Source organism: Corynebacterium breve (assembly GCF_030252165.1).
Classification (GTDB): Bacteria; Actinomycetota; Actinomycetes; order Mycobacteriales; family Mycobacteriaceae; genus Corynebacterium; species Corynebacterium breve.
This window is the reverse complement of the sequence record NZ_CP126969.1, coordinates 2,245,111-2,266,909: the sequence shown is the minus strand read 5'-3', so window position 1 is coordinate 2,266,909 and position 21,799 is coordinate 2,245,111. Positions and strand designations below refer to the sequence as shown.

General features: G+C 55.9%; 18 protein-coding genes and 3 rRNA genes. 14 read left to right on the top strand and 7 right to left on the bottom strand.

Annotated elements, in window-relative coordinates; all coding sequences use genetic code 11:
* Positions 1–62 precede the first annotated feature (62 nt).
* The 4 genes from QP027_RS10940 to rplI all read left to right on the top strand — a co-directional run bounded on the left by QP027_RS10940 (position 63) and on the right by rplI (position 2,266).
* On the top strand, positions 63–572 hold the full coding sequence (locus QP027_RS10940) for a hypothetical protein (protein WP_284824788.1): 510 nt from the start codon (positions 63–65) through the stop codon (positions 570–572).
* Between the two features lie 185 nt (positions 573–757).
* Complete coding sequence (gene rpsF, locus QP027_RS10935) at positions 758–1,054, top strand: 30S ribosomal protein S6 (RefSeq protein ID WP_284824786.1); 297 nt, start codon at positions 758–760, stop codon at positions 1,052–1,054.
* Positions 1,055–1,139: 85 nt separating this feature from the next.
* A complete protein-coding gene (locus tag QP027_RS10930) occupies positions 1,140–1,766 on the top strand; it encodes a single-stranded DNA-binding protein (RefSeq protein WP_284824784.1) in 627 nt (208 codons plus the stop codon).
* A gap of 47 nt (positions 1,767–1,813) precedes the next feature.
* A complete protein-coding gene (gene rplI / locus QP027_RS10925) occupies positions 1,814–2,266 on the top strand; it encodes a 50S ribosomal protein L9 (protein WP_284824783.1) in 453 nt (150 codons plus the stop codon).
* A 168-nt stretch (positions 2,267–2,434) separates the two neighbouring features.
* On the opposite strand, the gene QP027_RS10920 is transcribed toward rplI, so the two are convergent.
* Entirely contained in the window at positions 2,435–3,163 is a 729-nt protein-coding gene (locus QP027_RS10920; RefSeq protein ID WP_284824782.1) for an AAA family ATPase, read from the bottom strand.
* Positions 3,160–3,864: an AAA family ATPase gene (locus QP027_RS10915; RefSeq protein ID WP_284824780.1), complete on the bottom strand. Its 705-nt coding sequence runs from the start codon at positions 3,862–3,864 to the stop codon at positions 3,160–3,162. The genes QP027_RS10920 and QP027_RS10915 overlap by 4 nt, the downstream gene beginning before the upstream one ends.
* A 433-nt stretch (positions 3,865–4,297) precedes the next feature.
* On the opposite strand from QP027_RS10915, the gene dnaB reads away from it, so the two are divergent.
* A complete protein-coding gene (gene dnaB / locus QP027_RS10910; protein WP_284824778.1) occupies positions 4,298–5,761 on the top strand; it encodes a replicative DNA helicase in 1,464 nt (487 codons plus the stop codon).
* A gap of 173 nt (positions 5,762–5,934) precedes the next feature.
* Positions 5,935–6,126 carry a hypothetical protein gene (locus QP027_RS10905; RefSeq protein ID WP_284824776.1) on the top strand — a complete coding sequence of 64 codons (192 nt, stop codon included), beginning with the start codon at positions 5,935–5,937 and terminating at the stop codon, positions 6,124–6,126.
* Between the two features lie 59 nt (positions 6,127–6,185).
* Here the strand turns inward: QP027_RS10905 and QP027_RS10900 are convergent, their stop codons facing one another.
* The 4 genes from QP027_RS10900 to QP027_RS10885 form a co-directional block, all read right to left on the bottom strand.
* Positions 6,186–7,511, bottom strand: a complete 1,326-nt coding sequence (locus QP027_RS10900; RefSeq protein ID WP_284824774.1) for an MFS transporter — start codon at positions 7,509–7,511, stop codon at positions 6,186–6,188.
* Positions 7,512–7,579: 68 nt separating this feature from the next.
* The gene (locus QP027_RS10895; RefSeq protein WP_284827031.1) at positions 7,580–9,787 is read right to left on the bottom strand and encodes a heavy metal translocating P-type ATPase; all 2,208 of its coding nucleotides are present in this window, start codon (positions 9,785–9,787) and stop codon (positions 7,580–7,582) included.
* 135 nt (positions 9,788–9,922) lie between these two features.
* Positions 9,923–10,123 carry a heavy-metal-associated domain-containing protein gene (locus QP027_RS10890; RefSeq protein WP_284824772.1) on the bottom strand — a complete coding sequence of 67 codons (201 nt, stop codon included), beginning with the start codon at positions 10,121–10,123 and terminating at the stop codon, positions 9,923–9,925.
* Positions 10,124–10,189: 66 nt separating this feature from the next.
* Positions 10,190–10,393, bottom strand: coding sequence for a heavy-metal-associated domain-containing protein (locus QP027_RS10885; RefSeq protein WP_284824770.1), 204 nt, complete (start codon positions 10,391–10,393; stop codon positions 10,190–10,192).
* Between the two features lie 93 nt (positions 10,394–10,486).
* Here QP027_RS10885 and trxA point away from each other — a divergent pair, with 93 nt between their 5' ends.
* Positions 10,487–10,888, top strand: a complete 402-nt coding sequence (trxA, locus tag QP027_RS10880) for a thioredoxin (protein WP_349293193.1) — start codon at positions 10,487–10,489, stop codon at positions 10,886–10,888.
* A 171-nt stretch (positions 10,889–11,059) separates the two neighbouring features.
* Positions 11,060–11,902, top strand: coding sequence for a PspA/IM30 family protein (locus tag QP027_RS10875; RefSeq protein ID WP_284824766.1), 843 nt, complete (start codon positions 11,060–11,062; stop codon positions 11,900–11,902).
* Positions 11,903–11,955: 53 nt separating this feature from the next.
* On the opposite strand, the gene QP027_RS10870 is transcribed toward QP027_RS10875, so the two are convergent.
* The gene (locus QP027_RS10870; RefSeq protein WP_284824765.1) at positions 11,956–13,251 is read right to left on the bottom strand and encodes an NYN domain-containing protein; all 1,296 of its coding nucleotides are present in this window, start codon (positions 13,249–13,251) and stop codon (positions 11,956–11,958) included.
* A gap of 193 nt (positions 13,252–13,444) precedes the next feature.
* On the opposite strand from QP027_RS10870, the gene QP027_RS10865 reads away from it, so the two are divergent.
* From QP027_RS10865 to rrf, 6 genes are all read left to right on the top strand, one after another.
* Positions 13,445–13,819: a GntR family transcriptional regulator gene (locus tag QP027_RS10865; protein WP_284824763.1), complete on the top strand. Its 375-nt coding sequence runs from the start codon at positions 13,445–13,447 to the stop codon at positions 13,817–13,819.
* Positions 13,816–14,649 carry an ATP-binding cassette domain-containing protein gene (locus QP027_RS10860; protein ID WP_284824762.1) on the top strand — a complete coding sequence of 278 codons (834 nt, stop codon included), beginning with the start codon at positions 13,816–13,818 and terminating at the stop codon, positions 14,647–14,649. Before QP027_RS10865 ends, QP027_RS10860 begins: the two co-directional genes overlap by 4 nt.
* A 1-nt stretch (position 14,650) precedes the next feature.
* The gene (locus QP027_RS10855; RefSeq protein ID WP_284824760.1) at positions 14,651–15,706 is read left to right on the top strand and encodes a hypothetical protein; all 1,056 of its coding nucleotides are present in this window, start codon (positions 14,651–14,653) and stop codon (positions 15,704–15,706) included.
* Positions 15,707–16,372: 666 nt separating this feature from the next.
* Positions 16,373–17,876 (top strand): 16S ribosomal RNA (locus QP027_RS10850).
* Between the two features lie 388 nt (positions 17,877–18,264).
* Positions 18,265–21,328 (top strand): 23S ribosomal RNA (locus QP027_RS10845).
* 203 nt (positions 21,329–21,531) lie between these two features.
* Positions 21,532–21,649: ribosomal RNA gene (gene rrf / locus QP027_RS10840) — 5S ribosomal RNA — on the top strand.
* Together the 16S, 23S and 5S rRNA genes form the textbook arrangement of a ribosomal RNA operon.
* Positions 21,650–21,799 lie beyond the last annotated feature (150 nt).

The window sequence follows — 21,799 nt, the reverse complement described above, 5'->3', positions numbered from 1 at the left end:
TTTGGCCCCACCTAACGTGGATAGTGAAGAAACCAGTTATCCACCGAAAGGACCAACAACTCATGAAGCGTTTATTAGCACTCTCCGCAGCAACGATCCTTACCGCGACGGGCCTCGTCGCGTGCGGCGACGACGCATCTCAAACCGCCGAGAACGCCGGATCCGCAGTGGAAACCGCAACCAGCGTTGTCGCCTCTGAAGCGCAGGAAGCAGGCGACGCCGCGAGTTCCGCCGTCGACGATGCAACCGCGCAGAACGACGACAACCAAAACGACGACAAAAACGACGACCAGATGGAAGACAAGGCCGAGCAGGAGCTGCAGCAGTTCGCAGGCGCCGAGCCAGCCGAAGGCGTCCCTGGTGAGGTCTCCGGCTACACCGATTACGCCAAGCAGGAGCTTCAAAACGAAGGCGTAACAGAGGACGAGGTCACCCAGGTCGTTCAGGCGGCCAAGAACCAGGATCCGAACGCTGAAGTCGAGTGGGACGACAGCGGTTACTGGGAGATCGAGTTCAACGACATCGACGTGGACATCCGCCCAGATGGTGTCGTCCATGAGGTCGATCGCTAAAGAAAGATTGCTTTACGACGAATGCGTCGTCGACAAGCGCGAAATCGCTCCAGGCAACCAGCTTGGGGCGATTTTCTCCTGCTCAGCTCATGGGGTACTCTGGGGTGGTTGCTTGACGCAACGAACCCTCCTGCTATCACCACAGACGGTGATGGCCGAAACCAATAACAAGACCATAGGAGGTGATGAGGTCCGTGCGTCACTACGAAGTAATGATCATCCTTGACCCGCTACAGGATGAGCGCACCGTTGCCCCGTCCCTGGATAAGTATCTAGAGAACGTCCGCAAGGACAAGGGAACGGTAGAAAAGGTTGATGTGTGGGGTAAGCGCCGTCTTGCCTACCCGATCAACAAGAAGGACGAAGGCATCTACGCAGTAGTTAACCTCGTGTGCGAGGCTGACACCGTTGCAGAGCTCGACCGTGTTCTTAACCTGAGCGAGACCGTCCTGCGAACCAAGGTTCTGCGAACCGACAAGTAAGAACGGATACTGGTAGAACAGCCAGTAGAAGGCTCTGGGTCCCACAGATATCTTGAACGCAAGAATGTAAGAAAGGCGAAAGAACATGGCACAAGGAGATACTCCAATCACCGTCGTCGGCAACCTCGTTGCTGACCCTGAACTCCGCTTCACCCCGTCGGGTGCAGCAGTGGCAAATTTCCGTATCGCATCCACCCCACGCACTTTCAACCGAGAGAGCAACCAGTGGGAAGATGGCGAAGCTCTGTTCCTTACCTGCAACATTTGGCGTCAAGCAGCCGAGAACGTCGCGGAATCCCTGACAAAGGGCATGCGCGTTATCGTCAACGGTCGCTTGAAGCAGCGTTCGTACCAAACCCGCGAGGGTGAAAACCGCACCGTTTTCGAAGTCGAAGTCGACGAGGTAGGCCCTTCCCTGCGTTACGCATCAGCATCAGTTAACCGCAACCCACGTGAGGGTGGCTCTGGCGGCAACTGGGGCGGCGGAAACCAGGGCGGTGGCCAGCAGCAGTCGCAAGGCGGCTTTGGTGGCGGCGCGCAACAAGGTAACACCGGTGGCTTTGGTGGCGGACAGCAGTCCAACGCCGGCGGCTTCGGCGGCGGCCAGCCTCAGGGCGGCAACCAGCAGAACCAGCAGCCACAGAATGATCCGTGGAACTCCGCTCCACCCGCCGGAGGATTCGGCGGGGCAGACGACGAGCCTCCGTTCTAAAACGACATTTAAGTTCAACGAAGAATTCAACAGAAAGGTTAGGGATCATGAAGCTGATCCTCACCGCTGCCGTTGATAACCTTGGCGCTCCCGGCGAAATTGTCGAAGTCAAGGACGGCTACGGACGTAACTACCTGCTTCCACGCGGCCTGGCAATCGTTGCCACCCGTGGTGCTGAGAAGCAGATTCAGGGCATTCAGCGTGCCCAGGAGGCTCGTGCAGTGCGCGACCTCGACCATGCAAAGGAACTGCGCACCCAGCTTGATCAGCTGACTGGTGTGGCCGTCAAGGTTGCTACCTCCGATGAAGGCAAGCTGTTCGGCTCCGTGAAGGCAGCTGATATCGCAGACGCGATCGTTGCAGCTAACGGTCCTGCATTGGACAAGCGCATCATCGACCTGCCTAAGGGCTTGGTCAAGAAGACCGGTAACTACCAGGTCAAGGTCCAGCTCCACCCAGAGGTGGAGGCAAAGGTGAACTTCGCGGTCGAAGGCAAGTAACAACACTTTGCTTATCGACGACCCGTCGCGCCCAACCGGCCGATAGGTCCAACGACAACAGCTTAAGAGTAGGGTTCCACACATGTGAGGTGTGTGGAACCCTACTCTTTTTCTACGTTGCGCAAAACCGTCTGGAAAACCAGACGGTTTTGCAGAAGGTAACAAAAGTTAGGTTCTACCTGGGTCGGTGACGTCGACCATAAACTGGGCAATAGTTTCCGGATCGGCGAGGAAATCGCGAAGTGCCCGATACGCGGTAGTAGTCTCCAGTGTTGGTGTGGAGAAGGTAGCGTCGTCGTCAAGCTCGATGATGTGTGCATTGGGGAGTGCCAACAGAATCGGTGAATGTGTCACCATGATGACCTGCGCGCCGTCGCGGGTGATATCCGCGAGAAGCGCAAGTAAGGCCATTTGGCGTATCGCAGAGAGTCCCGATTCAGGTTCGTCGAGCAGGTAGAGCCCGTTTGCGTGGAATGTTTGCGCGATGTGCATCACCGATTCTCCATGCGACATATGGTGCAGGTTAGTGGCGTTGGGTGCGCTATTTCCGTACCGAGTGGCCATGGCGAAGTGGGACTCGCCTCTTAGGAAATATCCCTCTTTTGCGTGAAGTCCCAAAGTTACGGTTGCCAGTCCATATAGAGGATCGAACGGGCCAGCGCGATCGAAGCCGAGGGGACCGCCGATGAGATTGAACCCGTAGCTTCGGGCGATTCCCTCTAGAAGGGTTGATTTGCCGACACCGGCGTCGCCGGTGAAGATCGTGATCGGTGAGTTGAATTCGAAGGTGCCGATTCTTTTGAGGACTTGAACGGCCGGGACATCGTGAACCCAGCTAGGGATCTTGTGAGACGCCAGGGGTCGAGTGCGAAGTCGATACTGCGTAATAGCTCTCATTGATCATCTCCGAGGAGGTAGCGAATAGTTCCGTGAGGGTCGTCGATAAGTTCGCGGTGTGCAATCACTGCCTCGCATAAGTTGAACGCTGTGGCTTGAAGTCCATTCTCCACGGACAAGATGTGTGCTCCGGGGATTCCGAGTAGGACAGGAGAGTGAGTAGCCATGATGATTTGTGAACCGCCTTTGGCCAGGTGGTACAGGATTCCAAGGAGCTCTAGTTGCCGAAAAACTGACAAACCATCCTCGGGCTCGTCGAGGAAAAAGAGTCCCTGGGAACCAAGGCGATAACGGAAGACGCGCATTAGGGATTGGCCGTGGCTTAGCGTAGGCAAGTCATTCAGTGGGTCGATCATGGAGGCGTAAAAATTGGCGAGATTAAGAAAGGATTCGCCGCGCACAAAGAAGACATCCCGCGGGTTCTCTCGCCGAGTGCAGACCACATGTTGGGAGAGGGGTGAGTGGGATTCCGGGGTCGTCGAAAAGCGTGCATGTTTGCTCCCGCCTTCGGAGTTTGCTCCCATTGCTGCAGCGAGTGCCTCGACAACGGTGGATTTCCCAGTCCCGTTCTCGCCGGTGAAGATCGTGATCGGCTCCGTAAACTCTAGAGGCCGCTTGATGATTGTTTGCACGACAGGCAGTTTGCGTACGTAGGCCGGCAGGTTCTGGGGCTGGTCAATGCGTGCGCGGGTGAGGAACATAATCCCAGGATAGAAGCGTATGTGCAGAAGATGCTCGTTCTTGTGGATAAAAACCTTGTGTTCACCTTGAGTTAACCGATTTATCCGCAAAATAGGAGTTAGAAAAACGGTTCTTATGTTCCTAACATACGCACTGGTCTCAAGGTTATTCACCGTTTCCTTGGAACCTTTCACAACTAAGATAATCCTTCTACCTGCGGGAAGTGGAAAGATAGTAAGCTCGGGGACGGGGTTATCCACAAGTTATCCACAAGTGCGGGGCGACAGTACGATTGCGCGACCGGCATCCATGGAAGTTATCCACAGGCATCTGTGGAAAAGAGGATTTCTTAACCTATTTTCAGACCCGTTGGGCCACTGTGAACAGCGCTTGTGAATGGACTTTCGGGATCAGAACATGAGTATGATGAGCCGAGGAGAAAGGGGCTACACGATGTCTTCGACGGAGAATGCTGCAAGTTTTGATGATGGTTTTGTTCTGCCACCGGAACCGCCAGAGTCGCAGGAGAACGATTACGGACGCCGTGAAAGTTACCGCAAGAAGGACAACTTCAATCGTCAAGATAAGGAAATGCTGGAGTATCGGCAGCCTCCCCATGACCGCCAGGCTGAAATGGGCGTTCTCGGTTCGCTCCTGATGAGCCCGCAGACTGTTCTGGATGTCATTGAAGAGCTAGACGCCGAGGACTTTTACTTCCCTGCGCACCAGATGATCTATCAAGCTGTGCTGGACTTGTACTCGCAAGGGATCGAAGGTGACGCCGTGATCGTGGCGGGTCGCCTCGATGGCCTTAATCAATTGGAGCGCGTAGGTGGTGCTCCTTTCCTGCACACGTTGATGCATGACGTCCCAACCCCGGCGAATGCCCATTACTACGCAAAGATTGTGGCCGAAAAATCGGTCCTGCGGCAATTGGTCAACGCAGGCACACGAGTGGTGCAGATGGGCTATGACGGCACCGAGGGGATGGAGGTGGAGAATGTCGTCGACCGTGCACAGCAGGAAGTGTTCGCGGTGGCGCAGTCGCGTCAGACCGAGGATTATTCAAAGCTTTCCGACCTTTTGCAGCCAACAGTCACTGAGTTGACCAAGATTCAAAACGGCGGTGATGAGAACGGCGTGCCAACAGGCTTCGTCGACCTTGACAAGCTAACGAATGGCCTCCGCCCTGGCCAGATGATTATTATCGCGGCTCGCCCCGGTGTGGGTAAGTCAACACTCGCGCTGGACTTCATGCGCTCGGCTTCGATCCACCACGGCAAATCGTCGGTCATCTTCTCGCTGGAGATGGGTGGCACCGAGATCGTGATGCGCCTTCTTAGCGCGGAGACGGAGATTAAGCTCTCGTCGATGCGTGCAGGCACGATGGAAGAGGCGGAGTGGGAAAAGCTCACCACACGGTTGGGTGAAATCCAGGACGCACCGATCTTTATTGATGATTCACCGAACCTCACCATGATGGAGATCCGCTCGAAAGCGCGTCGCCTGAAGCAGCAGCACGGCCTGGACTTGGTCGTGCTCGACTATCTGCAGCTGATGAGCTCGGGCAAGAAGGTCGAGTCTCGACAGCAGGAGGTTTCGGAGTTCTCGCGTCAAATGAAGCTATTGGCCAAGGAGCTCGAGGTGCCGGTGATCGCCATTTCGCAGCTGAACCGTGGTCCTGAGTCGCGCAACGACAAGAAGCCTCAGCTGGCAGACCTTCGTGAGTCGGGCTCGCTGGAGCAGGACGCCGACATGGTGTTCCTGCTCTACCGCCCCGATTCGCAAGACCCTGACGACGAGCGCGCTGGCGAGGCCGACATCATCATCGCGAAGCACCGTGGTGGCCCAATCGGCACCGTCCCGGTGGCGCACCAGCTGCATTACTCACGCTTTGTCAACATGGCCCGGGGGTAGTGACCCAGATCACTTATCCACCCCCTTCAGTGACCGGCGACAATCCGGAATCTTAAGTTTTCCCAGGTCGCTGCTACCTATGTATCTAAATCGAGAGTTAGGTTTGCCTTACCAACGGTGCCACCCGCGCTTCTCGACCCTATTATTGGGAACAGAAAGAAGGGAGAATCACCGTGACTATTCGCTCGCTTAACGACGCATCCCCGGCATGTGCAACCACCATGGCACGTCTCGATGACTCCATCACCGTTGCCCACACCAACACCTCGACGATGCTGCTGAACATGCCGCGTTCGATCGATGAACTGGAAGAGGCAACTCAAAGCCAGGGATTTTTCACCAAGTTTAAGAACCTGTTCGCCTAATACCGCACACCTCGAGCTTATCGACGACCACCTGCCCAGGTAGTCGTCGATAAGCGTCTTTAATCCAGCACCTTTCCGCGTTGTTCCGGCAAGGTAAATGCAGCGAGTGCCGCGATTGCAAACGCACTTGCAAATACCGTGAACACTGCGGTTTGGCCGCCGAACACCAGAAGTGGTGGGACAACCAGTGGCGCGATGATCGAGCCCACGCGTCCGAACGCGGCAGCGGCACCAGTTCCGGTCGCGCGGATTTCGACAGGATAGAGCTCGGGGCCGATCGCGTACAGCGCGCCCCATGCGCCGAGGTTGAAAAACGAGAGCAGGCAACCGGCTGCGATGATCTGCCACTCGGCACCGGCCATGCCGTACAGGGCCGCTGATGCAGCGGAACCGACGAGGAAGGTCGCGAGCGTGATGCGACGCCCCCATACCTCGATAAGCCATGCCGCGATGGCGTATCCCGGCAGCTGAGCCAGCGTGATGATCAGCGTGAAAGTAAATGAGCGCACAAGCGTAAAACCCTGGTCGACAAGCAGCGACGGGATCCACGTGAACGCGCCGTAGTAAGACAGGGATACACCGAACCAGACGATCCAGAATGCCAGGGTGCGCTTCCACATCGCAGCCGACCAGATGCCACCATCCGGTAGGTTTTCCTCCTCGAGCGCTTCGGACTGGTCGTAATCCGCGGGATCCACGCCTTCCTCGAAGTCCTGAACGATGGCTTCGGCTTCGTCGTGGCGCCCCTTCGCCTCCAAGAAACGGACTGACTCCGGCATGTGCATCCGGACGTAGATCGCGTAGAACGCTGGTACAGCTCCCAATGCGAGGCCCCAGCGCCAGCCATTATCGCCCTCGGCCACGACAAACGTGCCGATCACCGCGGCGAGGATCCATCCCACTGCCCAGAAAGATTCCAGCCAAACGACCATGCGCCCACGCACCTTGCGCGGAGCGAACTCGCTCACCAAGGTCGAGGCAACGGGGAGTTCTGCTCCTAGGCCAAGGCCGGTGAAGAAGCGGAAGAGCATCAACACTGCGACCGAGCCTGCGAGCGCCGACGCGCCCGTTGCGATGCCGTAGATCAGGAGCGTCAAGGCGAATACGTGACGACGACCAATCTTGTCAGCCAGCAGGCCACCGAGTGAGGCGCCAATGGCCATGCCAACGAAGCCCACCGAGGCGATCCAGCTTGTCGTGGTCTTATCGAGCTCCCAATGGACGGCAAGAGCGGCGATGACAAACGACACCAGGCCGACGTCCATCGCGTCGAGTGCCCAACCGATGCCGGAGCCGACGAGGAGTTTCCTATGCATCTTTGTTACCGGCAGCCGGTCGAGGCGGTCGGTGCGGGAGAGCTCTTGGCTCTGTTGCTTTGCGGTCATGCTCAAGGATTATAAGCCGGTAATACTGACCTGTTTCCTTAGGTACATAGTTTTCGCCCCAGAGTCGATTACTGACGGAAGTTTCTCAACCTCAGGGAATTGGTCACAACAAATACGGACGAGAACGCCATCGCAATTCCAGCCAGCATCGGGTTCAACCAACCGATGGCCGCAACAGGGATGAGGACGACGTTGTAGGCGAATGCCCAGAACAGATTTCCTTTGATCGTGGACAAGGTCTTTCTTGACAGGCGAATCGCATCGCCCGCCGAGCGCAAGTCGTTGTTCATCAAGGTGATATCCGACGCCTCAATCGCCACATCGGTACCCGCACCCATCGCGAGGCCCAAGTCTGCAGTGGCTAAAGCGGCAGCGTCATTAACACCATCGCCAACCATCGCCACGTGCTTACCCTCTCCTTGTAGGGATGCGACAACAGACACCTTGTCTTCCGGCATGACCCCGGCAATCACGTGGTCGGGGGAGATTCCCACCTCCGCCGCCACAGCCTGCGCCGCGCCCCGATTATCTCCGGTGAGCAGATAAGGCGTCAGCCCCAGATTTTCAAACTGTGCCACCGCCTCGCGCGATGTTTCCTTTACGGTATCGCGCACGGTGATCACGCCGAGCACTTCGCTTTCCGACGACACCACCACCGGCGTCGCTCCCGATTCCTGAGCCGCGACGAATGCCTCCTGCAACTCGCCAAGCTCCTCTGTTGGGCGGCCCACGGTGATACGTTGGCCGTCAACCATGCCCGACACGCCTCGGCCGATCTCGTTACGGAAATCGTCGACAGAGGGGATCGTCGTCAAGCGCTCGGCGTGTTGCACAATTGCCTGCGCAATGGGGTGCTCCGAGCCTGCTTCGACAGCAGCGCCGAAGCGTAGTACGTCCTCCTCGGGGACGCCGGGAGCTGCAACAACACCTGCTACGCTCATTGTTCCCGTTGTAACGGTGCCGGTTTTATCCATCACGATGGTGTCTGCCTGGCGAGTCGATTCCAGCACTTCGGGGCCCTTAATCAGTAGGCCCATCTGTGCGCCCCGTCCAGTGCCGACAAGAATCGCGGTCGGGGTCGCAAGCCCCAGTGCGCAAGGGCACGCGATGATGAGAACTGCGACGGCCGCGGTAAACGCATGCGCTGCGCCATGGCCAATCCACAGGTGCACCAACAAAGTGATTATCGAAATGACAATCACCGTTGGGACGAAAACCGACGAAATCCTGTCCACGAGCCGCTCCACCGGTGCCTGACCTGCCTGGGCGTCTGCGACCAGGGTGGCCATTTGCGCCAGCGTGGTATCAGAGCCCACGCGCGTCGCCTCGACAATAAGGCGTCCCGAAGTGTTTAGCGTTGCGCCCGTGACGTGGGAGCCTTCGCTTACCTCAACGGGGATCGACTCCCCGGTTAGCATCGACTCGTCCACAGCCGATGCGCCGTTGATCACGCGCCCATCCGTGGCGATCTTTTCTCCAGGACGAACGATAAATTGGTCACCAACTTGGAGCTGCGAGATTGGCACGCGGACTTCCTTGCCGTTGCGAATCACGGCGGCGTCTTTGGCCCCCATGTTCAACAGATTGCGCAGTGCTTCCGATGATTGCCCCTTGGCCTTCGTCTCAAACCAACGACCGAGCAGCAGGAATGTGATGACCACCGCGGTGGTCTCGAAGTAGATCTCGTCCATTCCTGCACCCGATGGAAGCAGACTCATTTGCATCTTCATGCCCGTCATGCCCGCGTTGCCTAAGAATAGAGCCCACACGCTCCACCAATACGCCGCCGACGTACCCAGTGTGATGAGCGTATCCATCGTTGTCGCTCCGTGGCGCAGGTTGGCAAACGTTGCGCGGTGAAACGGCGCGCCACCATTGACGTACACCAGCGTTGTTGCCGCAAAAACCGCCCACTGCCAGTATGTGAACTGCAGCGCCGGGATCATCGAAATCAGCATGATCGGCACCGACAGAATCGCCGACCAGATCAGCTTGGATTTCAGCATGGCGGTGTCGCGTTCGCGGGCTTCGTCGATAAGCTCGTGCGCGCCCTTGTCGCTTGTCGACGATTCCCCCGCCCCTTCATCTTCACCAGAAGACAGGGCAAATGCGTCGTAGCCTGCGCCTTTCACTACGTCGATCAGGGCCTTTTCGTCGGTTGTAGTCGGATCGTAGGACACCGAGGCGGTTTCCGTTGAGTAGTTGACCGTTGCTTCCACGCCTTCTACCTTGTTCAGCTTCCGCTGGACGCGGTTTGAGCACGAGGTGCAGGTCATCCCGGTGACGCCGAGGTCAATATGGGAGCGTTGTGTGGTCAATGTTGTTCATCCTGTTCCAAGAAGGAATATACGGGTGGGGGGTATATTGGTTTGTTGAAAAAACCCTGGCCGAGTGGGCCAGGGTTTTCTGGTCTACTTCACCGTGTAGCCGGCTTCAGAGACAGCTTCGGCAACTTGCTCGTCGGTAAAGTTTTCGCCTGTAACGGTGACAGCGCCGGTGCTGTGGTCAGCGGTGACTTCGGTAACGCCAGCGATTTCGCCAATTTCTTCCTTGACGCTTGCTTCGCAGTGGCCGCAGGTCATGCCTTCAACGGTGTAGTTCTTGACTGCCATGGGGGTTCCTTTCGTTGGGTGATCTACCCCCAGGCTATACCCCCTAGGGGTATCAGGTCAAGGGGCCTAGTCGTCCAGAAGCGAAAAACCTGCAGACTCCACAGCATCTTCGATCAGTGCGTCGCTGAAGCCTTCGCCGGTGACCCTGACGCGACCAGTAGTGGCATCTACCTCGACGCCCTGGGTGCCAGGAACCTCGTTGATCTCATTGACCAGTTTTTGGGCATCATCCTCGTTGGTGATGTTTGCTACACGGTAATTCTTGGTCATTTCGGTCACTCCTGAAAAACAAATATCAATGCGGGAATAAGATTCTCCCCTGTAGGGTTGTGCACCACGAGGGGATAAAACCATAAACGGTTTATTCTACAAACATTACAAAAGTTAGGAAGCAAAATGGCAACGATCGATGTAACGGAAGATACTTTTGAGCAGACCGTCACTGCCGACGGCATTGTCATCGTCGACGCATGGGCTGAATGGTGTGGTCCGTGCAAGCAGTTCGCGTCAACCTTTGAAAAGGTGTCCGAGGAGCACGAGGACGTCACCTTTGCGAAGCTGAACACCGAGGAGCAGCAGCAGCTGGCTGCAGCGTTGCAGATCCAGGCCATCCCGACGTTGATGGCTTTCCGCGACGGGATCATGGTTTACCGTGAAGCCGGCGCGCTCCCGCCGGCAGCTTTTAGCAGCCTTGTCGAGCAGGTCAAGGCGCTTGATATGGACGACGTTCGTCGCCAGATCGCGGAACAGAACGACCAGCAGTAAAACAGTTTACGCCGAAACTCACCCCCTGATCGGGGTGAGTTTTCTGTTTCTGTGGCTAGTTGACAGTCCGACCGGTTGGAGACTACGGCATGAAACTCTGTGCATAAGTAAACTGATCGTGAAACTTTCATTAAGCGGATCTTCGTAACGGAAAGCAGGACTGAACTAACTATGGCAAATCCTTTCGGCAAGGGTTGGAAGTACCTCATGGCCTCTTTCGATCAAAAGATCGATGAGAACGCCGACCCAAAGGTCCAGATTCAGCAGGCCGTTAATGCAGCGAAAGAGCAGCACCAGCAGATCACCCGTCAGGCGGCGAACGTGATCGGCAACAAGAAGCAGCTCGAGATGCAGATGGACCGCTTGCAAAAGTCGCAGGAAGACCACCAAAACAAGGCTCGTACTGCCATCCAGGCTGCGGACGAAGCAGCTGCCGCGGGCGATACCGCCAAGGCTGCGCAATTCAACAACACTGCTGAGGTCTTCTCTTCCCAGCTTGTAGCTATCGAGCAGGAACTTGAGAACACCAAGTCCATGTACCAGCAGGCGGCAGAGGCAGCAGATCAGGCGCAGCGCCAGCAGCAGGAATCCGAAGCTCGCCTCAAGGGCCAGCTCGCCGAGGTGGACAAATTGCTGTCTCAGGCCGACCAGGCCTCGATGCAGCAAAAGACCACCGAGGCGATGGATACCATCGGTCAGTTCCAAACCGACGACTCTGTTCCAACCCTCGATGGTATCCGCGACAAGATCGAGCGCCGCTACGCTGATGCTCTTGGCCAGCAGGAACTCCTTGGAAACACCGTGAGTGACCGGATGGCTGAGATCACCACCGCGGGCACCGACATGAAGGCTTCCGCGAAGCTCGACGAGATCCGCGCTTCCATGCGCGGCACCGGTGAACTGACCGCCGGTGAATCCGCGGACCAGGACTCAGATGCAGACCTCGAAGAGGTCGACGCAGTGGTGGATGAGGCAGACACTGCAGACGCAGCTGACGCTGCTGACGGCAAATAGGCCAATGAAAAACACCGAGTACCTGCTTAAAGGTGCTCGGTGTTTTTGCTTTTCTAGAACCCGCGACGAACGTTGATCAGCACGGCCCGGATCCCGGAGTGGAAGCCGTCACGCAGATTCACTCGTTGACTTTCGCTGAGCGTGTACTCGTGCATGGTTTCACAGGCAAACTGCAGTAGCGGGCGGTCGATCTCAGGAGGCAGCCCACCTCCGGACAACATGTGCGCCTTATCGCGCTGTTCGGCCGACGCGGCGTTGTCATACCACCAGGTTGCGTACTGTTGACCGACGTCGAATGGTGTTTGGAAATTCGATGAAGTCCAGACTTCCTCCGGTAGTGGAACATAGCGCGAGCGCAGCTTTCGACGCGGAGCCATCATCGACGGCTTTGGTGCTGAAGGCTTAGGGGCACTGGACCTCGACGGCATTTCGGCCGGCGTGCGGGGGGCTTCCACGATGTCATCAGCAGCGGATTCAATGTCAGCTTCCGCGTGAGTCGGCGTGGCGGGCAAGCAGTCCGAGGGCGTAGAAGGCGCCGCGGACGCTTCCGGTTTAGGTCGTTCCTCCGCCGCGGGTGCCTCAACCGTTGTAGTTGGTTCGTCGGCTGGAGGCTGCTCCGCTGCTCGTTCTTTCGATCCTGACTGCTCGGCACCGGGTTGCTCAGCACTGGGTTGCTCGGCCGGCGGCATAAACGGTGCATGAGTCGATCCCAACGGTTGTGGAACCGCAGTCATCCCCGGATCCTCGTCGATCGGCTCGGCGTCGTCGATTGGGCGCTCGCGAATCGTCGGTGGCAGCGGCCCCTCAAGAATCTGCAGCTGCATGGCGTCGGCAAAGTCCTCGCGAGGGTCCAGAATTGTCGTGGTGTCGCAGGCGTGGCGCAGCGCGGACGACATCGAATCCCAACCAAAACCGTAAAGATGGACGCGAACCCCGTTGTTCGTCGCCTCTTCGACACCAGGAATCATGTCGGCATCGCCGGAAACTAGGACAAAGTCCGAAAACTGTCCGCGCATTGCATTGACGACGATATCGGTAACCAACCGCGTATCTACGCCTTTTTGAGTGCGTCGCTCACCCCATTCGATGAGCTGACCTGCACGAAGCTGCACGCCGTCGCAAGTGCGTAGCGCTCGCTGGTATCTATGTGGCCCCGACTCGGGTATGCCGTCGTACCAGTACTGCCGATGGATAGGTTGATGGAGTTGTTGGCTGATCATTGTGCCGAGGTTGTTTACTACCTCCGGCAAATCGATTTCTAATTGAGAGCGAGCTCCCGTTTCCCACGAGTTGTAAAAGCTCGCAAGCAGGTAAGACGTGTCAACAAAGACAATTGTGCGTTCAAGCATGGCTCCTAAATTCCGTATCTTTTCGTTCTAACTAATCTTTACTCCCTCTAGTTTGCCTGACAACCATCTTTCACGTCGAGGTTGGGGTCCTAGAGGTCAATCTGTCCTACCTGACACAACGCTTGTGCTGGACAAATCGTTCCCTCCTGTTATATGGTTAGTTACACGAGTAGCTAACCGACTAAGGTGGGATATGGACAACGAAGCAGAGCCGCTCTTCCGGCAAATCGCCACGCTCGTCGAAGACTCCATCGTCGATGGCAATCTGAATGCCGGCGAACAGGCGCCTTCCACGAACGAACTCGCCAAATTTCACGAAATTAACCCTGCCACCGCCCGAAAAGGCCTCAACCTTCTTGTCGATCAAGGCGTCCTAGAAAAACGCCGCGGCATCGGCATGTTTGTCGCCGACAATGCCCGACAGGTGATCGTCGACAAGCGAAGCGAAGAATTCGCTGGTAGTTACATCGCGCCGCTTATCGACGAGGCCCTGCGCCTGGGGTATGACCGCACTGTATTGCACGACCTGATCAACCGCGTAGCCGAAAGCCGAGGAATGTACCGATGATTCACACACGACAACTGACCAAGAAATTTTCCAACCGCACGGTGCTCAATGGTGTTGACCTCGACATTGCACAAGGGGGTATCCATGGCCTCGTCGGGCGCAACGGCGTGGGCAAGTCGACGCTGCTCTCGCTTATCGCAGGACAGCTCAAGCCTACGAGCGGCGAGCTCACGGTCTTCGGCGAGAAGCCCTTCGATCGAGCTTCAGTGATGGACCGCGTGGCGCTTACCGGCGTCGATGTCACCTATCCCAGCAGGTGGCGTATGCGCGACATCTTGACCGCCGCCAGTCTCCGCTACCCAGGGTGGGACGAGGTGGGCGCCGAGCAGCTCATCACGGACTTTGCCCTAGAAGACTCGCTTCACACTGGATACGGCACTTTGTCGCGGGGTCAGCGCGCCATGGTCGGCATTATCGTCGGTCTTGCTTCCAGTGCCGAGCTCACGCTTCTCGATGAACCCTACGTCGGGTTAGACACCCACAACCGTGATGTGTTTTACCGGCACTTGCTCGCGATGCGTGACAGTCACCGCACGTTTGTCGTAGCTACGCACCACATCCATGAGTCTTCCAAGGTACTGGATTCCGTCATTATCCTAGGTCGCGACGGGACGGTGAAGTACCAATACACTGCCGACGAACTTTCTGATTCTTATGTTCTCGCGACGGGTGTCGTGCCCGAGGCGCCAGGTGTCCTCGCGCGTCAAGAGTCCCATGGAACCGAACGTGCCTTGGTCCCGCGTGGGCTCATTGAGAACTTGGGACCTGGGGTTCGCACCGAGACCGCCGACATGAGCCGAGTTATCGAGGCTCTCTTGGAGGAAAGCTAAAATGACCCATTTAACTAGTGGTTTTGCCCTGTGGAAATTGCAGTTTTTCGAGCGTTGGTGGTGGCTCAATCTGCTGTGGATCCTCGGATTCCCGGTGTTGGCCTGGGGTCTTTGCTCATTGTGGCCCACTATTGGCCCAGTAATCGCAGCCATCCTTATCGTCCCCTCTACCGTCGGCCTGCTAGGTGGCGATTCGGAGACGTTTAGAAGTTTCGGCATGAACTCGCGCCGCGCCTTCCGGCAGCAGGCATACCTCGTCATCCCGGTCGTGCTGCTTACTGCGCTTGCGTTGGTTCTGCTTTCACCCGGACTAGGCGGAGCGCTCGGAGCGACAACAGCGGCGATTGCGGGCGTGCTTGTCGTCAGGTCCGCTGATCCTCGCACCGAAAAGAAGCTTTACGACGAAGCGCTCGCAACGTTCGGCACACGTGGATCATTGGAATTCCGCCTGATGTGGCGCGGGGCCTTGATCGCAGCGATCTTGGTAGGCGTATCAAACGCAATTATCATTCCGTTATGCCACTATTGGGGCCTTGGTCAGTGGCAGGGAATCGTCGCCACCTTCCCAGTCTTTGTGTTATGGATTTATCTGTCCGTTAACGTGGCCGGCGGGACTGGCTCATTGCGTACATTTCAATCGCTGGGACTGCGTCGCCGGGTGTGGGTCAGGCAAGCAGTGGCGACTGCAGTGGTCGCGAACCTGCTCCCGCTCCTCGTGGTTGTTGCTTTGTGGCTGATGTTCGCACCAGCTGACTTTGACGTATTCAGTGCTGCGCTCGGGATGGGGTTGGTTTCGGCAGTAGGTGTTGGCCTAGGCGTATGTGCGATCGGCATGGGCGAGCGTGGCTACTTCTTCACGTTCTTACTGGTGATTCTTGTCTGGGGTGGGGTGCGCGACATTTTTGCCAGCGGGCACATACACGGCTCCGCACAATTGCTAGTGATTGCTGCCGTAGTCGCGGGAGGAATGGTGCTTGGAACAATTGCGACTTCGCTGTTGCTCTTGGGGAAGACGAATCCAACCCGTACGGCCCGGAGCAGTTTCTTCGGCGTCTAGTGGCCCCTTGAAACAGCTGCTGGCCTGGGGATTTGTGTTGTTGGTTGGTTGTGTGTAACTTTATGTGAGTCAGCGAGACCGACAACGCCCCGCCGAGATGTACCGAGTGTATCGGGTCTGGTGAGATGGTGGTCAGGAAAACTACCGCTGGTCAATCAAAATTGTGATGTTTCTGGTTCTGCGTGTTTGTGGGGCTGGGGGTGTTGCGGGCTGCCTTCCGTGAGGTTAACCGTGGGTTAATTGTGGTGGGTGTGTCAATGTTGTGTGAGAACTCGATAGTGTGCCAATGTACTTTTGTTTGTGGATTGGTGTGTGGCTTTTGTGTGTGCCGGCTGCGTGATCCTGTTGTGGGGTTGTGTGGTGGGTGTGTGCCGGTGATGCGTGCTTTTTCGTGGGGTGCGTGTTGTTTTTTGATAGCGGTACAAGATGCATGATTGTTGCGGACTGGTTTGTGAATGAAGACATTTTATTTTTGTTTTTGTTGATGGACTTTTTAGTTTGTTGATGATTGTTTGCTGGCCCTTTGTTTTGTTCCTCGTCAAGGGATGGGGGTCAGTGTTGTTTTGTAATTTTTTGGACAATTGGCGAATGATATTTTTTGTTGTTTGTCAGTGTTGTTTTGGTTGGGTTTTCGGGCTTTTTGCTTGATGTTTCTTCTGAAATGTTTTTGTGGAGAGTTTGATCCTGGCTCAGGATGAACGCTGGCGGCGTGCTTAACACATGCAAGTCGAACGGAAAGGCCCTGCTTGCAGGGTACTCGAGTGGCGAACGGGTGAGTAACACGTGGGTTATCTGCCCTGTACTTCGGGATAAGCTTGGGAAACTGGGTCTAATACCGGATATTCACGTAAGTGGAAAGCTTTTGCGGTACGGGATGAGCTTGCGGCCTATCAGCTTGTTGGTGGGGTAATGGCCTACCAAGGCGTCGACGGGTAGCCGGCCTGAGAGGGTGTACGGCCACATTGGGACTGAGATACGGCCCAGACTCCTACGGGAGGCAGCAGTGGGGAATATTGCACAATGGGCGGAAGCCTGATGCAGCGACGCCGCGTGGGGGATGACGGCCTTCGGGTTGTAAACTCCTTTCGCTAGGGACGAAGCGTAAGTGACGGTACCTAGATAAGAAGCACCGGCTAACTACGTGCCAGCAGCCGCGGTAATACGTAGGGTGCGAGCGTTGTCCGGAATTACTGGGCGTAAAGAGCTCGTAGGTGGTTTGTCGCGTCGTCTGTGGAAGTCCGGGGCTTAACTCCGGGAGTGCAGGCGATACGGGCATAACTTGAGTGCTGTAGGGGAGACTGGAATTCCTGGTGTAGCGGTGAAATGCGCAGATATCAGGAGGAACACCGATGGCGAAGGCAGGTCTCTGGGCAGTGACTGACGCTGAGGAGCGAAAGCATGGGTAGCGAACAGGATTAGATACCCTGGTAGTCCATGCTGTAAACGGTGGGCGCTAGGTGTGAGGGACTTCCACGTTTCTTGTGCCGTAGCTAACGCATTAAGCGCCCCGCCTGGGGAGTACGGCCGCAAGGCTAAAACTCAAAGGAATTGACGGGGGCCCGCACAAGCGGCGGAGCATGTGGATTAATTCGATGCAACGCGAAGAACCTTACCTGGGCTTGACATATATGAGATCGCCATAGAGATATGGTTTCCCTTGTGGCTTGTATACAGGTGGTGCATGGTTGTCGTCAGCTCGTGTCGTGAGATGTTGGGTTAAGTCCCGCAACGAGCGCAACCCTTGTCTTATGTTGCCAGCACGTGATGGTGGGGACTCATGAGAGACTGCCGGGGTTAACTCGGAGGAAGGTGGGGATGACGTCAAATCATCATGCCCCTTATGTCCAGGGCTTCACACATGCTACAATGGTCGGTACAGCGCGTTGCGACACTGTGAGGTGGAGCTAATCGCACAAAGCCGGCCTCAGTTCGGATTGGGGTCTGCAACTCGACCCCATGAAGTCGGAGTCGCTAGTAATCGCAGATCAGCATTGCTGCGGTGAATACGTTCCCGGGCCTTGTACACACCGCCCGTCACGTCATGAAAGTTGGTAACACCCGAAGCCAGTGGCCTATCCTTGTGAGGGAGCTGTCGAAGGTGGGATCGGCGATTGGGACGAAGTCGTAACAAGGTAGCCGTACCGGAAGGTGCGGCTGGATCACCTCCTTTCTAAGGAGTTTGTTTTTTCCATCAACAGTTGTTGGTGAAGGCAGTTAAGTGACCGGATGTGTTGCTGCTGTGTTTTTTTAAAAAATCCGGGTGGAGGCATACCGATACGCGTTGTTGTGTGTTCGGGTGCATGCTGGGTTAGATGTCTTTCCATGAATGTGCATGCTGCGGTGTTGTGTCGTGGTGTGGGGTATGTTGGTGCGCTGTTGGGTGTCTGGGGCAGCATTGTCCTTGTGTGTGACTGTCATGTCGTGGGGTGATCGTGTTGTGTGGTTGCTTCCGTGTGGTGGTTGTGTTGTGTGAGAACTGTATAGTGGACGCGAGCATCTTTATTCTTTTTTGTGTTTTTTGTTTGTTGTGTTCATCCATTGACTGTTTGTTGGTGGTTGTGTGTGTTTTTTATGGGCACATGGTGGATGCCTTGGCATGCTAAGCCGATGAAGGACGTGTGAGGCTGCGTTATGCCTCGGGGAGTTGCCAACTAAGCGTTGATCCGAGGATGTCCGAATGGGGAAACCCAGCACCAGTTATGTGGTGTTACCTGCCGGTGAATTCATAGTCGGTGTGGGGGTGACGCGGGGAAGTGAAACATCTCAGTACCCGTAGGAAGAGAAAATAATGTAATGATTCTGCTAGTAGCGGCGAGCGAACGTGGATGATGGCTAAACCGTATGCGTGTGATACCTGACAGGGGTTGCGTGTGTGGTGTTGTGGGATGCAACTGTTCAGGGCTGTTGACCTGGAGCGTGCGCGAAGCGTTAGTGGAAGTGGTCTGGGATGGCCTACGGAACAAGGTGAGAGTCCTGTACATGAAGGCGTGGTTGTGTGTGTTGTTGTTGTCCCGAGTAGCAGCGGGCTCGTGGAATCTGCTGTGAATCTGCCGGGACCACCCGGTAAGCCTGAATACTTAGTGTGACCGATAGCGGATAGTACCGTGAGGGAATGGTGAAAAGTACCCCGGGAGGGGAGTGAAATAGTTCCTGAAACCGTGTGTTTACAATCCGTCAGAGCACTTCTTATGTGCGATGGCGTGCCTTTTGAAGAATGAGCCTGCGAGTCAGCGGCATGTCGCGAGGTTAACCCGTGTGGGGTAGTCGTAGCGAAAGCGAATACTAAATTTGTGTGTTTCAGTGGCATGTCCTGGACCCGAAGCGGGGTGATCTACCCATGGCCAGTGTGAAGCAGAGGTAAGACTTTGTGGAGGCGCGAACCCACTTAGGTTGAAAACTGAGGGGATGAGTTGTGGGTAGGGGTGAAAGGCCAATCAAACTCCGTGATAGCTGGTTCTCCCCGAAATGCATTTAGGTGCAGCGTTGTGTTAGCTTGCCGGAGGTAGAGCTACTGGTTGGTTGAGCGGGACTATTATCTTAGCAATGTCAGCCAAACTCCGAATGCCGGTGAAGTGTTGCATGGCAGTGAGACTGCGGGGGATAAGCTTCGTAGTCGAGAGGGAAACAGCCCAGATCGCCGGTTAAGGCCCCTAAGGGTGTACTAAGTGGAAAAGGATGTGGGATCGCGAAGACAGCCAGGAGGTTGGCTTAGAAGCAGCCATCCTTGAAAGAGTGCGTAATAGCTCACTGGTCGAGTGGTTCTGCGCCGACAATGTAGTGGGGCTCAAGTACACCGCCGAAGCCGCGGCAATATTTTGTATTGGGTAGGGGAGCGTCGTGCATGGGGTGAAGCATTACCGTGAGGGGGTGTGGACTGTGTGCGAGTGAGAATGCAGGCATGAGTAACGAGTGGTAAGTGAGAATCTTATCCGCCGAATGACTAAGGGTTCCTGGGTCAAGTTCGTCTTCCCAGGGTGAGTCGGGTCCTAAGGCGAGGCCGACAGGCGTAGTCGATGGTTAACGGGTTGATATTCCCGTACCCGTTCATGTGCGTTCAAGAGTGAGGCAGTGATACTAACTACCCATAATCTGATCATGTGCCTTCGGGTGTGTGGTTGGTGCGTGCGTAGGGCCTGATCTGTAGTAGTTCAGTGATGGGGTGACGCAGGAAGGTAGCCGAGCCACCTAATGGTGTGTGGTGTAAGCGTGTGGCACGAGTGCTTGGTAAATCCGGTGCTTTTTTGTGTGAGGCGTGATGCGTAGCCCTTTGGGGTGATGTTGGTGATCCTATGCTGTCGAGAAAAGCCTCTAGCGAGTGCGTGGACGGCCCGTACCCTAAACCGACACAGGTAGTCAGGTAGAGAATACTAAGGCGGTCGGGTGAACTGTGGTTAAGGAACTCGGCAAAATGCCCCCGTAACTTCGGGAGAAGGGGGACCATCGCATGTGATCAGATTTTCTTTGTTGAGCGTGTGGTGGTCGCAGAGAATAGAGGGAAGCGACTGTTTATCAAAAACACAGGTCCGTGCGAAGACGTTGAAGTTGATGTATACGGACTGACGCCTGCCCGGTGCTGGAAGGTTAAGAGGACCTGTTAGGACTTTGTGTTCGAAGCGGAGAATTTAAGCCCCAGTAAACGGCGGTGGTAACTATAACCATCCTAAGGTAGCGAAATTCCTTGTCGGGTAAGTTCCGACCTGCACGAATGGCGTAACGACTTCCCTGCTGTCTCAACCACAGGCCCGGTGAAATTGCAGTACGAGTAAAGATGCTCGTTTCGCGCGGCAGGACGAAAAGACCCCGGGACCTTCACTATAGCTTGGTATTGGTGTTCGATGCGGTTTGTGTAGGATAGGTGGGAGACTGTGAAGCGGCCACGCTAGTGGTGGTGGAGTCGTTGTTGAAATACCACTCTGACTGTATTGGATACCTGAACCTTGGCCCATGATCTGGGTTGGGGACAGTGCCTGGTGGGTAGTTTAACTGGGGCGGTTGCCTCCTAAAATGTAACGGAGGCGCCCAAAGGTTCCCTCAGCCTGGTTGGCAATCAGGTGGTGAGTGTAAGTGCACAAGGGAGCTTGACTGCGAGACTGACAGGTCGAGCAGGGACGAAAGTCGGGACTAGTGATCCGGCACCTACTTGTGGATGTGGTGTCGCTCAACGGATAAAAGGTACCCCGGGGATAACAGGCTGATCTTCCCCAAGAGTCCATATCGACGGGATGGTTTGGCACCTCGATGTCGGCTCGTCGCATCCTGGGGCTGGAGTAGGTCCCAAGGGTTGGGCTGTTCGCCCATTAAAGCGGCACGCGAGCTGGGTTCAGAACGTCGTGAGACAGTTCGGTCTCTATCCGCCGCGCGCGTTGAAACTTGAAGAAGGCTGTCCCTAGTACGAGAGGACCGGGACGGACGTACCTCTGGTGTGCCAGTTGTCCTACCAAGGGCATAGCTGGTTGGCTACGTACGGGAGGGATAACCGCTGAAAGCATCTAAGCGGGAAGCCTGTTTTGAGATGAGGTTTCTTTTGAGGTTCCCTAGAGACTATGGGGTTGATAGGCCAGATCTGGAAGCATCGTAAGGTGTGGAGGTGACTGGTACTAATATGCCGACAAACACATACCCGCACTTTTGTGTGTGGTGATGCAGCGAAAAAATATTGTTTGATCACTGATTAGGTTTGGTGTTCGCGTCCACTGTGCAGTGTCTGACACAATACGTGTCAGGCGCATCTAAATGATTATGTGCATGGCATGCACCGCGTTGTGTGGTGTGTGTTGTGTGGTCCACTTGTTCGCTGGATTGATCGATGTGCCGTTTTTAGGTGTGTCGGTGGTTGATGGCGGCGGGGAAACGCCCGGTCCCATTCCGAACCCGGAAGCTAAGCCCGCCCGCGCTGATGGTACTGCACCTGGGAGGGTGTGGGAGAGTAAGTTACCGCCGGCCTATATGTAAATAGGATAATTGAATAGTGTTTGTGTGTGGAGGGTATGTTCTTCCCACACCCCGTGTGAGCGCCCCTGCTGTGTGTGGTGGGTGCTTGGGGGTGTGGGGGGAATGTGCCCTCCTTTTTCTTGTCGTGGTGCCCGGGTGGTG

Bases quoted from the DNA above. Each gene is read 5' to 3' on its own strand.
- QP027_RS10940 (WP_284824788.1), top strand. From the start codon at position 63: ATGAAGCGTTTATTAGCACTCTCCGCAGCAACGATCCTTACCGCGACG.
- rpsF (WP_284824786.1), top strand. From the start codon at position 758: ATGAGGTCCGTGCGTCACTACGAAGTAATGATCATCCTTGACCCGCTA.
- QP027_RS10930 (WP_284824784.1), top strand. From the start codon at position 1,140: ATGGCACAAGGAGATACTCCAATCACCGTCGTCGGCAACCTCGTTGCT.
- rplI (WP_284824783.1), top strand. From the start codon at position 1,814: ATGAAGCTGATCCTCACCGCTGCCGTTGATAACCTTGGCGCTCCCGGC.
- QP027_RS10920 (WP_284824782.1), bottom strand. From the start codon at position 3,163: ATGAGAGCTATTACGCAGTATCGACTTCGCACTCGACCCCTGGCGTCT.
- QP027_RS10915 (WP_284824780.1), bottom strand. From the start codon at position 3,864: ATGTTCCTCACCCGCGCACGCATTGACCAGCCCCAGAACCTGCCGGCC.
- dnaB (WP_284824778.1), top strand. From the start codon at position 4,298: ATGTCTTCGACGGAGAATGCTGCAAGTTTTGATGATGGTTTTGTTCTG.
- QP027_RS10900 (WP_284824774.1), bottom strand. From the start codon at position 7,511: ATGACCGCAAAGCAACAGAGCCAAGAGCTCTCCCGCACCGACCGCCTC.
- QP027_RS10895 (WP_284827031.1), bottom strand. From the start codon at position 9,787: ATGACCTGCACCTCGTGCTCAAACCGCGTCCAGCGGAAGCTGAACAAG.
- QP027_RS10890 (WP_284824772.1), bottom strand. From the start codon at position 10,123: ATGGCAGTCAAGAACTACACCGTTGAAGGCATGACCTGCGGCCACTGC.
- QP027_RS10885 (WP_284824770.1), bottom strand. From the start codon at position 10,393: ATGACCAAGAATTACCGTGTAGCAAACATCACCAACGAGGATGATGCC.
- QP027_RS10875 (WP_284824766.1), top strand. From the start codon at position 11,060: ATGGCAAATCCTTTCGGCAAGGGTTGGAAGTACCTCATGGCCTCTTTC.
- QP027_RS10870 (WP_284824765.1), bottom strand. From the start codon at position 13,251: ATGCTTGAACGCACAATTGTCTTTGTTGACACGTCTTACCTGCTTGCG.
- QP027_RS10865 (WP_284824763.1), top strand. From the start codon at position 13,445: ATGGACAACGAAGCAGAGCCGCTCTTCCGGCAAATCGCCACGCTCGTC.
- QP027_RS10860 (WP_284824762.1), top strand. From the start codon at position 13,816: ATGATTCACACACGACAACTGACCAAGAAATTTTCCAACCGCACGGTG.
- QP027_RS10855 (WP_284824760.1), top strand. From the start codon at position 14,651: ATGACCCATTTAACTAGTGGTTTTGCCCTGTGGAAATTGCAGTTTTTC.